General features: G+C 70.9%; 14 protein-coding genes. 8 read left to right on the top strand and 6 right to left on the bottom strand.

The window, feature by feature from the left end:
* Positions 1–93: 93 nt before the first annotated feature.
* Positions 94–819 (top strand): cyclase family protein, encoded by a 726-nt coding sequence (locus ACFHVL_RS27335; protein ID WP_416631307.1) that lies wholly within the window; start codon positions 94–96, stop codon positions 817–819.
* Positions 820–867: 48 nt separating this feature from the next.
* On the opposite strand, the gene ACFHVL_RS27330 is transcribed toward ACFHVL_RS27335, so the two are convergent.
* Positions 868–1,236, bottom strand: coding sequence for a hypothetical protein (locus tag ACFHVL_RS27330; RefSeq protein WP_416631306.1), 369 nt, complete (start codon positions 1,234–1,236; stop codon positions 868–870).
* Positions 1,237–1,448: 212 nt separating this feature from the next.
* On the opposite strand from ACFHVL_RS27330, the gene ACFHVL_RS27325 reads away from it, so the two are divergent.
* Both ACFHVL_RS27325 and ACFHVL_RS27320 read left to right on the top strand, forming a co-directional pair.
* Positions 1,449–1,676 carry a winged helix-turn-helix domain-containing protein gene (locus ACFHVL_RS27325; RefSeq protein WP_416631305.1) on the top strand — a complete coding sequence of 76 codons (228 nt, stop codon included), beginning with the start codon at positions 1,449–1,451 and terminating at the stop codon, positions 1,674–1,676.
* Between the two features lie 54 nt (positions 1,677–1,730).
* On the top strand, positions 1,731–2,693 hold the full coding sequence (locus ACFHVL_RS27320) for a DUF559 domain-containing protein (RefSeq protein ID WP_416631304.1): 963 nt from the start codon (positions 1,731–1,733) through the stop codon (positions 2,691–2,693).
* A gap of 65 nt (positions 2,694–2,758) precedes the next feature.
* Here ACFHVL_RS27320 and ACFHVL_RS27315 read toward each other — a convergent pair whose 3' ends face one another.
* Positions 2,759–3,949, bottom strand: a complete 1,191-nt coding sequence (locus ACFHVL_RS27315) for an LD-carboxypeptidase (protein WP_416631303.1) — start codon at positions 3,947–3,949, stop codon at positions 2,759–2,761.
* Between the two features lie 123 nt (positions 3,950–4,072).
* Here ACFHVL_RS27315 and ppc point away from each other — a divergent pair, with 123 nt between their 5' ends.
* Positions 4,073–6,943 (top strand): phosphoenolpyruvate carboxylase, encoded by a 2,871-nt coding sequence (gene ppc, locus ACFHVL_RS27310; protein ID WP_416631302.1) that lies wholly within the window; start codon positions 4,073–4,075, stop codon positions 6,941–6,943.
* A 144-nt stretch (positions 6,944–7,087) separates the two neighbouring features.
* On the opposite strand, the gene ACFHVL_RS27305 is transcribed toward ppc, so the two are convergent.
* The 4 genes from ACFHVL_RS27305 to ACFHVL_RS27290 are packed head-to-tail and all read right to left on the bottom strand — an operon-like array spanning position 7,088 to position 10,656.
* Positions 7,088–7,786, bottom strand: a complete 699-nt coding sequence (locus ACFHVL_RS27305; RefSeq protein ID WP_416631319.1) for an ABC transporter permease subunit — start codon at positions 7,784–7,786, stop codon at positions 7,088–7,090.
* Between the two features lie 20 nt (positions 7,787–7,806).
* The gene (locus tag ACFHVL_RS27300) at positions 7,807–8,808 is read right to left on the bottom strand and encodes an ABC transporter ATP-binding protein (protein ID WP_416631301.1); all 1,002 of its coding nucleotides are present in this window, start codon (positions 8,806–8,808) and stop codon (positions 7,807–7,809) included.
* Positions 8,805–9,668, bottom strand: coding sequence for an ABC transporter permease (locus ACFHVL_RS27295; protein ID WP_416631318.1), 864 nt, complete (start codon positions 9,666–9,668; stop codon positions 8,805–8,807). The genes ACFHVL_RS27300 and ACFHVL_RS27295 overlap by 4 nt, the downstream gene beginning before the upstream one ends.
* Before the next feature lie 58 nt (positions 9,669–9,726).
* Positions 9,727–10,656 (bottom strand): ABC transporter ATP-binding protein, encoded by a 930-nt coding sequence (locus ACFHVL_RS27290; RefSeq protein WP_416631300.1) that lies wholly within the window; start codon positions 10,654–10,656, stop codon positions 9,727–9,729.
* Positions 10,657–10,905: 249 nt separating this feature from the next.
* Here ACFHVL_RS27290 and cysC point away from each other — a divergent pair, with 249 nt between their 5' ends.
* The 4 genes from cysC (at position 10,906) to galT (ending at position 15,567) form a co-directional block, all read left to right on the top strand.
* Complete coding sequence (gene cysC / locus ACFHVL_RS27285) at positions 10,906–12,435, top strand: adenylyl-sulfate kinase (RefSeq protein WP_416631299.1); 1,530 nt, start codon at positions 10,906–10,908, stop codon at positions 12,433–12,435.
* 120 nt (positions 12,436–12,555) lie between these two features.
* Entirely contained in the window at positions 12,556–13,536 is a 981-nt protein-coding gene (locus ACFHVL_RS27280) for a sulfotransferase (protein WP_416631298.1), read from the top strand.
* Between the two features lie 149 nt (positions 13,537–13,685).
* Complete coding sequence (locus ACFHVL_RS27275) at positions 13,686–14,462, top strand: DeoR/GlpR family DNA-binding transcription regulator (protein ID WP_416631297.1); 777 nt, start codon at positions 13,686–13,688, stop codon at positions 14,460–14,462.
* Positions 14,463–14,478: 16 nt separating this feature from the next.
* Positions 14,479–15,567 carry a galactose-1-phosphate uridylyltransferase gene (galT, locus tag ACFHVL_RS27270; protein ID WP_416631296.1) on the top strand — a complete coding sequence of 363 codons (1,089 nt, stop codon included), beginning with the start codon at positions 14,479–14,481 and terminating at the stop codon, positions 15,565–15,567.
* Positions 15,568–15,652 lie beyond the last annotated feature (85 nt).

The raw sequence follows: 15,652 nt of genomic DNA, 5'->3' as shown, positions 1-15,652 counted from the left end.
GCGACGACAACCCCGCGCCCGGTCCGGGCGGGGGGTCAGGCCTACCAGCCTATCCGCCCACCGATCAGCCATCACCCACTAACCTCGCCGTGCATGGACACACCGACCAGGAAACGGTTCGTCGAGCTCAGCCACGTCATCCGAGACGGCATGGTCACCTATCCAGGGCTGCCCGCCCCGACGATCACCGAGTGGCTCAGCCGGGAAGCGTCGGTCGAGCGGTACGCGGCCGGCACCACGTTCCGGATGAACCAGATCACGATGGTCGGCAACACCGGCACCTACCTGGACGCCCCGTCGCACCGCTGGCCCGACGGGGTGGACCTGTCCGGATTGCCGTTGGAGAGGCTGGCTGATCTGCCGGGTGTCGTGGTCCGGGTGCCACCCTCGGCGCGAGCGGTGGACGCCGCGCTGCTGCGTGCGCACCTGCCCGAGGCGGCCCCGGCCGGGGGCGCGGTGGCCGCCGGAGCGGTGGCCGGGCGGGCGGTGCTGCTGGACACCGGCTGGTCGGCACACTTCGGCACCGAGCGGTACGCCGACGCGGACCACCCGTACCTGACGGCAGACGGAGCGGAGTGGCTGGTGTCGGCAGGAGCTACCCTGGTCGGCATCGACTCGATCAACATCGACGACACCGGGCCCTCGGCTGCGGGTGCCCGGCCAGCGCACAGCATTCTGCTGGCCGCGGGGATTCCGATCGTCGAGCACCTGCGCGGGCTCGGCGATCTGCCGACGGACGGATTCCGGTTCAGCGCCGTACCGCCGATGTTCGCCGGGCTGGACACCTCGCCGGTCCGCGCGTACGCCATCGTCGACTGAAAGTGCGGTCGGGGCCGGCAATGCGCCGGCCCCGACCGTCGACCGGCATCAGGCTGCGCGGCGGCGCCGAGGGGCGACGTTGTCGCGCAGCAGTCGTGGAACGAGGTGTGCCAGGGCGAGCGCCTGCGCCGGGTCGACCGGCCACTGATCGACGTCGTCGCCGAGCCGAAACTCCAGCAGTACGCCGCCAGCCAGCGCCGCCGCCGGGCAGGTCAGGGCCGCACGGGTTTCGGCCCGCCGGATTTCGGCGGGATCGAGCTGCCAGCGGCCGACGGCGACGTCCACGTACGGGTGCACGTCGGTCGCGGCGACTCGCAGGAGCCTGGACGAATGCCAGGCGGCGCTGTCGGGCGTGGTGGCGCAGTCAGGGCCGCGCAGGCACCACGGCGGATGGGCACGCTTCGGTAGATTGCTCATGGGCCGGGGTCCTCTCCCGGTCAAGGCCCGGGATCATGGAGCGCCAACTCCACCCGGGCCGCCTACAAATCTCACCAACTTCGACCTGCCACGGTCGCTTGACCAAATCTAAGATTACCTGTCATGTTAGGTCAAGCCCTGTAAGTGCTTGACATTGACGCTCGCGCGCGATCCGTGATCACATGGGCGTACCTGCCACGGAAGCCTTGCCCATGCCTGCCTACACCAAGAAACAACGACTGATCGACACGCTGACGTCACGCATCGATTCTGGGGAGTACCCGCCTGGATCCAAGCTGCCGTCCGGCACCGAACTCTGCGCCGAGTTCGACGTCTCCCGTCAAGTTGTCCGCGCCGCAATTGACTGGCTCAAGGCGCGCGGACTCGTCGATGGAGCACCCGGCGCTGGCGTATTCGTGCGGGAAGAGTCGGATCGGTGACGCAACTGGCTACCGGGGCTGCGGCCGATGTTCGGCCTCGGGCAGGCTCTGCCGATGCCCCGCGCCGCCAAGATTCCGCGTGAGCTGTCCTTTGCCCCGTTCTCCGGCAGCCGGGCAGTCGCCGCAGGCCTGATCACCAAGCGGATGCTCACCGGTCCGGCGTGGCGACGCCTGCTCCCCGATGTCTTCGTCCACGTGGCGTCGTTCGAACCCGACGACCATCGGATGTGGTGCGAGGCGGTCGCACTGAAGCTGCCCAGCGGCGGGGCGATCAGTGGGCTGAGCGCCGCGTACCTCTGGGGTGTCGACCTGCTCCCCCGCCGCAGTCCGGTTCACGTCACGCTTCCCCGATCGGCTCGGCCGACGCCTCAGCCGCGCATTGCAGTCAGCCACATCGCGCTCGATCCGACCGACACCGTGTCGTTCAGCGGGATGCCACTGACCACCGAGGTACGCACCGCCTTCGACCTGGGCCGGCTACTGCCCCGCGCCGACGCCCTCGCCGCGCTCGACGCCATGCTCCGCCACCGGTTGGTCCGCCGGGAAGCGCTCAGCCACTACCTTGCCGGTCACACCGGAGCGCGTGGCGCGCCCCAGCTGCGCGAGCTTGTCGCACTCGCCGAGCCGCTGGCCGAGTCGCCGATGGAGTCCCGGCTACGCCTGCTGCTGCACGACGCCGGCCTGCCCCGCCCGACAGCTCAGTACGAAGTGCGCGTGCTGCCACAGCGGGCGTTGCCACGACCGGCGGCGCGCGGTGCTTCGCGGGGGCGCTTCGTCGCCCGGGTCGATCTTGCCTACCCACAGTGGCGGATCGCCATGGAGTACGAGGGCGACCACCACCGGGAAAGAGGCACGTTCCGCCGAGACGTCAGCCGGTACAACGCGTTGCGGGCCGCCGGCTGGCTGGTGTTGCGCTTCACTGCAGACCACGTACTACGACAAAACCGACAACTCGTGCAGGAAGTCCGGCAGGCGATCGCCGAACGACACGGAACACAAGATCAATGTGAGCGCTAGATACGCTACCGGTCCGTTTTAGCGTATCTAGCGCTCACATTGATCTTGGTGGCACGGCAAGCGGGTCAGTAGTGCACGTGGATGCGGCGGGCGGCGACGTCGATCCGGGCCAAGCCGCCGATCGGGACGATCAGCTGCGGGTCGGTGTGCCCGACGTCGAGATCGAACACGATCACCGGCCCACGACTGCCAGCCGAGGCAGGACCACCAACGACGGCAGGACTACCAGCCGAGGCGAGACCGTCAGCCGAGGGGTGACCGGCAGCCACGGCACCGGAGCCGTATTCGGTGAAGGCGCGGATCACGGCGGCGCGCTGGGCGGCGGCGTACAAAACCTTCTCGGTCGGCGAACGCCGGCAGCTGAAGTCCCAGGCCTTCGCCCGCCCGACGAGTACGGCGGAGAAGACGGCGAGCAGTCCGCGCTCGCCGAGGTTGCGCAGGATGCGGTACACCTCGACGTCCGACGGCATCTCCTCCGACGTCTCCAGCAGCAGGATGTGCCCTGCATAGCGCGCGTTTTCCCCGAGGCGGCCAGCGGCAGCGAGCCAGGAGATGATCTCCAGGTTGCCACCCCAGACCGGCCCTTCGATGATGGCCGACTTATGGGTAGGCGGAAGGTGCCAGTGCCAGCCGGTGGCCGGCGCCATCGGTGGCGTCGCCCGCTCCAACGCTCCCAGGGCGGCGAGATCGGCCCAGTCGAGCGGCTCGTCGGAGTAGTCGGGCGAGGCGACGAGCTCGTACCAGCCGTCGGTGAAGAGCGCGGCACGTAGGGACCCCAGCGTCATCTTCTGCATGGCACCCGGCCGGCCCAGGTGCACCAGCACCGAGCCGCCGTGGAAGGCGACCGTCCCCGGAGCATTCGGGCCGTAGGGAGCGTGCAGGCCGTGAAGATGGTGCAGCAGGTTGGTGTTGTCCGAGTAGCCGAAGAACGGCTTCGGGTTGGCGGCCAGCACCTCGTCGTCCAGGTGACGAATCACCGTCAGTTGATCATCGCCGCCCACGGTGGCGAAGATGGCAGCGACGCTCGGGTCGGCGTAGGCGGCGACGATGTCGGCTGCCCGCTCGACAGGCGACGCGTGTGGGGCGCGAGTGCTCGGAAACTCGACGGGGACGAGGCCGAGCTCGTCCCTCATCCGGCGCAGCCCCAGCTCGTACACGTGGGGGAAAACGGCCGGAAGTCCGGCGGAGGGCGACAGGACCGCGACGCGGTCCCCAGGCTGCAACTTGCACGGCTGGCGGCGGGTGGAAGGCGACATTCGGGCACGGTACGCCGAGTCTTGAGACAAGACTCACCAGTTTCCCCGACCGGGGTGCGATCGCCGATAGCATCCAAAGATGTCGGACAGCGCCGTCCCTCGTACTCGCGTGAGGAGCGCCCAGTGACCGAGCTGTCCACGAACCCGATGCCCGACGCCCCCCGACTCGACAGCCCGCAGCGCGACGGACAGCGGCTCGACGGCTCCGGTGGCAGTCAGGATCATGACGGGCCGGACGCGGCGCTGCGGGCGGACATCCGCCGCCTCGGCACGCTGCTCGGCCAGACGCTGGCCCGCCAGGAGGGTCAGCCGCTGCTCGATCTGGTCGAGGAGATCCGGGCCCAGGTGCGCAGCGACGCCGAGGCCGCCGCCGCCCGGCTGGGCGCGATGGACGTGACCACCGGCACCAAGCTGGCCAGGGCCTTCTCCACCTACTTCCACCTGGCGAACATCACCGAGCAGGTCCACCGGGCCAGGGAGCTGCGCCGGCAGCGGGCCACCCAGGGTGGCTGGCTGGACAAGGCGGCGACGCTGATCTCCGAGCGCGGCGTGGCCGCCGAGGAGATCGCCGCCGCCGCCAGGCGGCTGGCGGTGCGTCCGGTCTTCACCGCGCACCCCACCGAGGCGGCCCGCCGGTCGATCCTGTCGAAACTGCGGGCGGTCGCCGACGAGCTGGACGTGGAGATGACCGAGGCGGTGCTGTACGGCGCCAGCGAGCACACCTCGGCGAGCAGCCGGCGGCTGGCGGAGCTGCTCGATCTGCTCTGGCAGACCGACGAGCTGCGGCTGGACCGCCCGGATCCGACCGACGAGGCCCGCAACGCCGTCTTCTACCTGCGTGATCTGTACGCCGACGCCGCTCCCCAGGTGCTCGGCGACCTAGCCGACACGCTGCGAAAGCTGGGGGTGGAAACCTCACCGACGTCGCGGCCGCTGACCTTCGGCACCTGGATCGGCGGCGACCGCGACGGCAACCCGTACGTGACGCCGGCGGTGACCCGCGACGTGCTGATGATCCAGCACGAGCATGGCATCCAGGCCACCGACGAGGCGATGGACGCGCTGATCAGCGAGGTGTCGGTGTCGCGGCGGCTGCGCGGCGTCTCACTGGACCTGTCGGCCAGTCTGGCGAAGGACCTGGACGCGCTGCCCGAGGTGGCGCAGCGGTTCCGGCGGACCAACGCGGAGGAGCCGTACCGGCTGAAGGCCCGGTGTGTGAAGGCGAAGCTGGCCAACACCCGGCTGCGGCTCAACCGGGGCACCGCGCACGTACCGGGTCGGGACTACCGGGGCTCCGGTGAGTTGCTGTCGGACCTGGAGCTGATGCGGGCGTCGCTGGCCCGCAACTCGGGCCAGTTGACCGCGGTTGGCAAGCTGGCGTCGGCGATCCGTACCGTGTCGGCGTTCGGCCTGCACCTGGCGACGCTGGACGTACGCGAGCACGCCGAGGCGCACCACGCGGTGCTGGCCCAGATGTACGTCAGCGTCGGCGAGGCGACCGACTACAAGACGTTGTCCCGGGCCGAGCGGACGAAGCTGCTGGCTGACGAATTGACCGGCCGGCGCCCGCTGTCGAGCATCGACACTCCGTTGACCGAGTCGGCCCGCAAGACGTTCAACGTGTTCAGCACCATCCGCGAGTCGCAGCAGCGCTTCGGCCCGGAGGTCGTCGAGTCGTACATCATCTCGATGACGCTCGGCACTGACGACGTGCTGGCGGCGGCGGTGCTGGCCCGCGAGGCCGGACTGGTGGACGTGCACACCGGGCAGGCCCGGGTCGGCTTCGTACCGCTGTTGGAGACCCCGGCCGAGCTGGACTCCGGCGGCGAGCTGCTGGACGAGCTGCTGTCGCTGCCGGCGTACCGGGCGATCGTGCGGGCTCGCGGCGAGGTCCAGGAGGTGATGCTGGGCTATTCCGACTCCAACAAGGAGGCCGGCATCACCACCAGCCAGTGGCGGATCCACAAGGCACAACGGGCACTGCGGGACGTGGCGGCCCGGCACGGCGTCCGGCTGCGGCTGTTCCACGGTCGTGGCGGCACCGTCGGTCGCGGCGGCGGGCCGACCCACGAGGCGATCCTGGCCCAGCCGTACGGCACGCTGGACGGCGCGATCAAGGTGACCGAGCAGGGTGAGGTCATCTCCGACAAGTACACGATCCCCGCCCTGGCCCGGGAGAACCTGGAGCTGACGGTCGCGGCGGTGCTGCAGGCGACGCTGCTGCACACCGAGCCGCGCCAGCCGCTGGAGCTGCTGGAGGACTGGGACGCGGCGATGGACGTCGTCTCCGACTCGGCGTTCGGCTGCTACCGCTCGCTGGTCGAGGACCCGGACCTGCCGGCGTACTTCTGGGCGGCGACCCCGACGGAGCTGCTGGGCGCGCTCAACATCGGCTCCCGGCCGGCCAAGCGGCCGAACACCGACGCCGGCCTGGGCGGGCTGCGGGCGATCCCGTGGGTGTTCGGCTGGACCCAGTCGCGGCAGATCGTGCCCGGCTGGTTCGGCGTCGGCTCCGGACTGGCGGCCGCCCGCGAGGCCGGCCTGTCGGACGTGCTCGGCGAGATGTTTGACCAGTGGCACTTCTTCCGCACGTTCCTGTCGAACGTCGAGATGATGCTGACCAAGACCGATCTGGGCATCGCGCGGCGCTACGTCGAGACGCTGGTGCCGGGTCCGCTGCAGCCGATCTTCGACAAGATCACCGAGGAGTACGAGCGGACCGTACGCGAGGTGCTGGCGATCACCGGGTCGTCGAGCCTGCTGCAGAACAACAACGTCCTGCAGCGCACCCTGGCGGTGCGCGACACCTACCTGGAGCCGCTGCACCACCTGCAGGTGGCGCTGCTGCAGCAGTACCGCGAGTCGGGGGCGGCGACGCGGACGGTGGCCACCGCGCCGGGGGCGCGACGGGCGCCGGGTGACAACACCGCGCTGGAGCGGGCGTTGCTGACCACGGTCAACGGCATCGCCGCCGGCATGCGCAACACGGGCTGACCCGGCCCACCGGACACGGACTTTCCGACTACGGCCACGCTGGCTGGTCGGCTACGGCCACGCTGGCTGGTCGGCTACGCCGGGCCGGCCGACCAGTGGGGAGACTGGTCGGCCGGCGCGGGCGTCCCCCGGGCCTTGCGTGGTTCAGCTGGTCTCGCCGGCCACGCTGAACGAACGCAGCCGGTCGATGGCGAGCAGGGTGAAGGCGACCGCGATCACCACGGTCATGATCGCCGAGACGGTGACCGACACCTGGCCGTCGAAGAGCGGGGTGGCGGCGATCCGGTCGGCGAAGGTGATCACGTACTGCTGGATGGAGAGCACCCGGGTGCCGGAGACGAAGTTGCCCAGCAGCCCTTCCCAGACCAGTACGTAGACCAGGCCGAGCAGCACCGGTCTGCGGGTGACCAGGCTCAACGCCACGAAGAACGTTGAGTACGCCAGCGCGCCCAGGGCACTCGCGGCGGCCAGGGCCAGGCCGAGCCGGACCGACTCGGCGAGCACTCCGGCGACGTAGAGCGGCACCGCCACGGTGAGCGCCGTGACGCCGACCGCGACGACGAGCTTCGGCAGCACGATCTGCCAGCGCGGCAGCGGCTTGCTGAGCACGTGCACGATGGTGCCGTCGTCGATCTCCGAGCCGAGCACGCCGGTGCCGACGATCAGCGCCACCACCGGCAGCACCACCGCCAGGCCGAGCGCGATCAGCACCGGCGGTGCCCAGTTGCTCGGGGCGACGCCGAGGGACCGGCACAGCACCGCGAGCAGGATCACCAGCGCCGGCAGCGGCAGCAGGAGCAGGAACCGGCGGCGGCCGAACAGCCCACGCGCGGTGATCCACATGATGGTCGAGTTCACGGCTGTCAGGCCTCCACGAGGTAGGAGAAGACGCTCTCCAGGGATTCGTCCGAGGGCAGTAGTCGGTGCACCCGGATCCCTTCGGTGAGCGCGATCCGGGGCAGGGCTCGGGTGAAGCTGCCGTAGTCGCCGGCCCGTACGGTGAGCCCGCCGCCCTTGACCAGGTCGACGCCGGTGACCGAGTCGTGGCGTACCAGCGCCACCGCCAACGCCCGGTCGTCGCTGGACTGCACGGCGAACACGTGCGGCCGGTTGGTCATCAGCCGGCGGATGGTCCGGAAGTCACCGGAGGCGGCCAGCCGGCCGGCCACCATCACCTGGACGGTGCCGGAGACCTGCTCGACCTCCTCCAGGATGTGCGAGCTGAACAGGATGGTTCGGCCGGCATCGCCGAGCGAGTGCAGCAACGTCATCATGTGCATCCGCTGGCGCGGATCCAGGCCGTTGAACGGCTCGTCGAGCAGCAGCACCGCCGGGTCGTGCACCAGGGCGGCGGCCACCCGGGTGCGTTGGCGCATGCCTTTGGAGTAGGTGCCGATCCGCCGGTCCTGGGCCGGGGTCATCTCGACCAGTTCGATCGCCCGCCGGGCGGCAGCCGCCGGATCGGCCAGCCCGTGCAGCCGGGCGCTGGCCTGCACGAACTCGTACGCGGTGAGGAAGCTGTGCACCGCTTCGCGCTCGCTGACCAGCCCGAGTCTGCGGTAGACGCCCGGGTTGCGCCAGGTCGGTTCGCCGTCGACGGTGACGGTGCCCCGGGACGGGGCGAGGAAGCCGGCCATCATGTGCAGCAGGGTGGTCTTGCCGGCGCCGTTGGGGCCGAGCAGCCCGGTGACGCCGGCGCCGAGGGTCATGCTGATGTCGTTGACGGCGACGACGTTGCCGTACCAGCGGGACACCCCTGCCAGTTCGACGGCGCTGCCGGTGCCGGCGGCCACCGGCCCGGCGACGCTGACAGCGGTCGCAGTGGCCGGCGCCTCGGCAGCGGTGGTGGAGGTTGGCGTGGTCATCGACGGGCTGCCTTCCGGTAGCGGGCGAGCAGGGCTACGACACAGCCGGCGATCAACGCGACAGTGACCAGGCCGTACACCGGGCCGAAGTCGCCGATGCCGATCCCGCCGCCATCCGGACTGGTCACCAGGGCATCGCGGAACAGCCACAGGCCGGTGCCCTGCACCAGGGTGGACGGGGCGGCCAGGCCGGCGAGCTGGTTGGCGGTGACCGACGGCAGCACCCCCAGCACCCCGACGATCGGGGTGGTCATCAGAAAGACAGCGACGACCCCACCGGCGGCGAACGCCCGTTTGCCGGTGACCGAGGCGACCGTCAGCCCGATGGCGCTGAACACGGCGGCCCACAGCAGGGCGTACACCAGGCCGGGTGCCAGGTCGGTGACTTCGTTCCACACCCCGGACCAGCCGGTTTCGGTGGTGAACGCGCCGCCGAGGAACATCACCAGCTGCGGGACGCCGAGCAGCATGAACACGGCGGTGGCCAGTGCGGCGAACTTGGCCAGTGGATAGTCGGCGATCCGTAGCGGTCGGGAGAAGTACAGCGGCAGTACGCCACTGCCGAGGTCGCGGGAGACCAGTTCGGGGGCGACCACCGCGACGAAGAAGATCACCAGCCAGCTCATCGCGTCGGCGAACTGCGCGTAGCTGAGGAGCACCTCGCCGATCTGGGTACGGATGGCGACCAGACCGGCGGCGACCGCCACCACGATGGCGACGATGAACCAGGGGAAGATCTTGGCCTTGGCGCTGCGGCCCAACCCGAAGGCGGTACGCAGACTGTGCGCGTACAACGCGCCGACGACGTGCCGGCGGCCGAGCCGGGTGCCGGTGTACCGCTGGTAGCCGATGTCGTGGATGACGCCGGCCGGGGCCTGGGACCTCGCCGGGGCCGCGCTGGTGGCGACGGTGAGCTGATCAGACGTTGGCACGGGTGTCCTCCGTGGTGGCGAAGAGTTCGGCGACCCGGTGCCGGCGCTGGTCGAGTCGGTGCAGCGGCAGGTCGAGTTCGACGACCGCGGTGAGGATCCGGTCGTGCACGTCGGTGCCGCCGTCGGCGGCCACCGGCACCAGCAGCAGCTGTCCTTCCCGGGTGACCAGCAGGTCCTCGGCGGCGAGTCGGGCGGCGAGCGCCTCGGTGCCTTCGCTGACCTCGACGGCGAGCACGTCGCTGGCGGTGGTCATGTCGGCGAGCTGCGCCGAGCGCAGCAGCCGGCCGCCCTCGATGGCGATCAGCGAGTCGCAGATCCGCTCCACCTCACCGAGCAGGTGGGAGCAGACCACCACCGAGATGCCGAACTCGGCACCGATGCGGTGGATCAGTGCCAGCATCGCGTCGCGGCCGGCCGGGTCGAGGCCGTTGGTCGGCTCGTCCAGCAGCAGCAGGTCCGGGTCGTGGACCAGTGCCTGGGCCAGTTTGACCCGCTGCTTCATGCCGGTGGAGTAGCCGCCGATCTGGCGGTAGCGCTCCTCGTAGAGCCCGACGTGGCGCAGCGCCTCGGAGGCCCGTTCCCGGGCTGCGGCGCGCGGCAGCCCGCTGATCCGCCCCAGGTGGGTGACGAACTCGGCGGCGCTGAGGTCCGGCGGCAGGCAGTCGTTCTCCGGCATGTAGCCGACCCGGGCGCGGACCGCGTCGGCGTCGGTGGTGGGGTCCAGCTCGAGCACCCGGGCCTGACCGCTGGTCGGTGCGAGCAGACCGAGCAGGATCTTGATCAGGGTCGACTTGCCGGCGCCGTTGGCACCGACCAGGCCGACGATGCCGGGCTGGACTTCGACGGTCAGGTCGGCCAGGGCCGTCACCCGCCCGCCGTACGTCTTCGTCAGCGCATCGGTTCGGATGAGGTTCACCGTGTCAGCGTAGGAACTCCGGGCACCTTGCGGGATGGGGATTCCCCCTGGACGTTCCCTGAGGCATGGTCGGGTCCCCACCACTAGGGGTTCGGTACGGCCACCGGCGTGTCCGGTGGCGGTGGACGATCATCATGGTCTCCTGGCGTAGCGCGGCCGCGACATCACGCTATGGCCACAGACTCGCCGTGCCAGTCTCGACCCACGGCCGGTCGGCTGCGAAACTGTGAACCGATCCTTGGGGGTGTGATGACCGACGGCTGGGTGCTGCCTGACGACGTGCTGCGGGACGCGCCGGCGTACACGCCGCGGCCGTTCGAGCTTGCCGACCTTGAGCTGATCCTGTCCGGTGCCTACGCACCGCTGGGCGGATTCCACACCCGTGCGGACCTGACCTCGCTGCGCAGCCGGGGCCGGCTGGCCGACGGTACCGTCTGGCCGGTGCCGGTCACCCTGGAGGTACCGGCCGGTCTGATCGCCGGGCTGGACCTGACGAACCCGCTGCTGCGGGTGCTGGTGCTGACCGACGCCGAGGGCGCGCCGGTGGCCGCGGTGGACGTCGTCGACGCTTGGCCGAGCCGGGACGGTTTCTCCGCGGTCGGCGGTCGGGTGCGTCGGCTCGGCGACGGCCAGCAGGGGCCGTTCCAGCGGCTGCGCCGCAACCCCGGGGAGGTACGGGCGCTGCTGCCGCCGGGGCGGGTCCTCGGGGTGATCGCCGACCGTCCGTTGCACCGCCCGCAGCTGGCCCAGATCGCGCACGCGGCCCGCACGCTCGCCGCGCACCTGCTGATCCTGATCCCGATCGCCGACAGCGCAATCAGCGGGCTGCCACCGGAGGTGCTGGTCCGGACGGTCTTCGCGGCCCGGGACCGGATGCCCCCGGCGACATTGGTGGCGGTACCGCTGATCCGCCGCGGCGACGAGATCCGCGACGCGCTGCTGCGGGCCAAGGTGGCGGCCGCGTACGGCGTGACGCATCTGCTCTCCACCGGCGAGATGCTCTCCGGCGGCGGCCCCCGGGTGCTGGTGCCCCGCGAGCTGGCCTACGACAACCGGGACGGTCAGTGGCGCTGGCGGGAGGACATTCCACCGCGCAACCGGCGGTTGGCGTTGAGCCAGGAGGAGATCGACGACCTGCTCGACCGGGGCTTCCCACTGCCGGAGTGGCACACTCCCCCGGCGGTGGCCCGGGAGTTGGCCCGGGCGCGGCCGCCGCGCCGGCACCGCGGCCTGGTGGTGTTCTTCACCGGGCTGTCCGGGTCCGGCAAGTCGACCATCGCCCGCGGGGTGGCGGACGCGCTGCGGGAGAGCGGCGACCGGACCATCACCCTGCTCGACGGTGACGTGGTCCGCCGCGAGCTGTCGGCCGGTCTGACGTTTTCCAAGGCGGACCGGGATCGCAACGTACGCCGGATCGGTTGGGTGGCCGCTGAGATCGGCCGCCATCAGGGGGTGGCGATCTGCTGCCCGATCGCGCCGTACGAGCAGGCGCGGGCGGCGGCCCGGCAGATGGCCCGGGACGCTGGCGCCGGTTTCCTGCTGGTGTGGGTGGCGACTCCGTTGCAGGTGTGCGAGGCCCGCGACCGCAAGGGGTTGTACGCGAAGGCCCGGGCCGGCCAGTTGACCGGGATGACCGGCATCGACGACCCGTACGAGGATCCGACCGACGCCGATCTGGTGCTGGACACCACCGAAACGACAATCGAGGCGGGGGTGCAGACGGTGCTGCACCACCTGACCGAGACCGGCTGGGTGGAACCACGCCTGCAACCGGCCTGACCACCAGCTGACCGGCGGATTTCCAGATGACGGGAAGTCGCTGATCGGCCGGTCCGCTACCAGCCGATTGCCCGTTTACCTCCACGAGGGTGTTCCCGCACCGCGTGGAAGGAGAAGCGGATGCCGCTTCGCAGCCGGATTCCGCAACCACTGCGCCAACTACGCCGGATCGCCCACACCCGACCCTGGTCGTACAGCCAGCTGACCGCGCCGGGCCGGGTGTTGCCGTCGTTTCTGATCTGCGGTGGCCACCGGTGCGGGACCGCCGGGCTGCACCGGATGCTCGCCGCGCACCCGCTGGTGTTGCGGGCCGCGCGACGGGACGGGGTGAGCTTCTTCGACGCCTCGTACGAGCGCGGCATCGACTGGTACCGGGGGCATTTCCCGCGTCAGCGCACCGTCCGACGGCTACAGCGACGCCACGGCGGCACCGCCAGTGCCTTCGAGACCAGCCCGTACTACCTGTACCACCCGTACGCGGCGGTCCGGATCGCCCGGGACCTGCCCGACGTCCGGTTGCTCGTGCTGGTCCGGGACCCAGCCGCTCGGGCCTGGTCGCACTTTCGGGTCGAGCGGGCCGCGGGCCACGAACCGGAGCCGTCGTTCGCCCGCGCGTTGGCGCTGGAGTCGGCGCGGCTACGCGGGCAGGAGGAGCGGCTCGGCGCGGAGGCCGGGTACCGCAGCTTCGCCCACCAGCACCACGCGTACCGCCAGCGGGGCGAGTACGCCGGATACCTGGACCGGCTGGCCGGTCAGGTCGGCCGAGGGCGGATCCATGTGGTGGAGGCGGAGCGGCTGTGGGCGACACCGACCGAGGTGTACGCAGAGGTGCTCGAATTCCTCGGGCTGCCGCTGCTGGGCACCGCGCCACCGGCCCCGCTGGATCTGCCCGGCGGGTTCACGTCGGTCGGATTCGCGCCCGCCGGGGTTCCGGTCGGTTCCGCGCCCGCCGGGGTTCCGGTCGGTTCCGCGCCGGTCGAGCCGCTCGGTGCCCGTACCCGTCGGGAGTTGTCCGACCATTTCGTCCCGCACGACGCGCAGCTCGCCCGCTGGCTCGGCCGTCCGCCGATCTGGCGCACCCCCGAGACGGAGACCCCGTGACCATCGGTTGGTCCGTGCCGCAGCAGCTGTCGCCGCGCCCGGACACCACCGCCTGGTGATCTGCGGCTAGTGGGCTTCCGCTGGGCCGACACTGCGCGATAGTGTTCGGATCTGTTTGATTAGGTGCGAGCACGTGGGGGTGGAGGCTGATGCTGGCTCCGCAACGCCAGGCCGCGATCCTCGACCGGGTCCGGGCCACCGGCGGGGTCCGGGTCAGCGAACTGGCCGCACAGTTCGGTGTCTCCGACATGACGGTCCGCCGCGACCTCGACATCCTGGCCGATCGCGGACTGCTCGCCAAGGTGCACGGCGGGGCCACGCTGGTCGATCCCGGGGCCACCGACGAGCCGGGCTTCGCGGCGAAGTCCGCGCTGCAGCGGGCCGAGAAGGTGGCGATCGCCGCCCGTGCCGCCGAACTCGTCTCCCCCGGCGGCGCGGTTGCCCTGTCCGCCGGCACCACCACGGTGGAACTCGCCCGCCATCTGGTCGACGTCGCCGGACTGACCGTGGTGACCAACTCGATCCCGGCCGCCGACGTCTTCTACCGCGACGGTCGCGGTGACCAGACCGTCATCCTGACCGGCGGGGTACGCACCCCGTCGGACGCGCTGGTCGGGCCGGTCGCCGTGTCCGCCGTCCGCAGCCTGCACGTCGACCTGCTGTTCCTCGGCGTACACGGAATGAGCGAACGGACCGGCTACACCACGCCGAACCTGATGGAGTCGGACACCAACCGGGCGCTGATCTCGGCGGCCGGTCGCCTGGTGGTCCTCGCCGACCACACCAAATGGGGCACCGTCGGCATCTCGTCGATGGCCGAGCTGGCCGAGGCCCAGGTGCTGGTCTGCGACGCGGCGCTGCCCGCGACCGCCCGCGACACCCTCGCCGGCCACGGCATCGAACTGCTGATCGCCGACCAACCTTGATGAAGAACGGAAGAACATGAAACGCAGTACGGTGCGGCTCGCCGACGGGCGGGAGCTGATCTACTTCGACGAGCACGACGACGCGGTACGCCAGGGGCCGGACCTGCGGGAGCTGCCACCGCCGCCGCCCGCCTCCGAGCTGCGGTACGACCCGTTGACCGACGAGTGGGTGGCGATCGCGGCACACCGGCAGACCCGGACGTTCCTGCCGCCGACCGACCAGTGCCCGCTCTGCCCGTCACGGCCGGGCCGGTCCAGTGAGATTCCGGCGTACGACTACGACGTGGCGGTCTTCGAGAACCGGTTCCCATCGCTGAGCGACCGGGTCGCCGACCCGGTCGGCGGGTACCCCGCCATCACCGCGTTCACCCCGGCCCGGCCCGGCCTCGGCCGCTGCGAGGTGGTCTGTTTCACCGCCGAGCACGACACCTCGTTCGCCGGCCTGCCACCGGCCCGGGTCCGCACCGTCGTCGACGCACTGGCCGACCGGACCGCCGAGCTGTCCACCTTGGATGGGGTGGAGCAGGTGTTCTGCTTCGAGAACCGGGGGGTGGAAATCGGTGTGACGCTGCACCACCCGCATGGCCAGATCTACGCGTACCCATTCGTGACGCCGCGTACCCGGGCGTTGCTGGCCGCCGCCCGACGGCACGCCGAGGCGACCGGCGGACGCAATCTGTACGCGGACGTGCTGGCCGCCGAGCGAGCCGGTGGCGAACGGGTGGTAGCCGCGAACGACCTGTGGACCGCGTTCGTGCCGGCGGCCGCCCGCTGGCCGTACGAGGTGCACCTGGCCCCGCACCGGCAGGTGCCGGACCTCACCGCGCTCGACGACGCCGAGCGGGACGCGTTCGGTCCGCTGTACCTCGACGTGCTGGCCCGCTTCGACCGGCTGTTCGACACGCCGCAGGGCACGCCGTACATATCCGCCTGGCATCAGGCGCCGGTGCACGCCGACCGCGAGTTGGGTTACCTGCATCTGCAGGTGTTCACCGTCCGGCGGGCGGTGGACAAGTTGAAGTACCTGGCCGGTTCGGAATCGGCGATGGGGGTCTTCATCAACGACGTCCGTCCGGAGCAGGCCGCCGCCCAACTGCGCGGCTGACCCACCACCCCTCTCGACGATCTGACCGGTAAATCACCTGTACCACGGCGGGTTTTGGGTGTGCGGGGGTGGCCCGGTGTCGGTG

It is taken from the genome of Micromonospora sp. LOL_023, from assembly GCF_048060115.1.
GTDB lineage: Bacteria > Actinomycetota > Actinomycetes > Mycobacteriales > Micromonosporaceae > Micromonospora_E.
The sequence above is the reverse complement of the archived record's forward strand: the minus strand, read 5'-3'. Positions and strand labels throughout refer to the sequence as shown.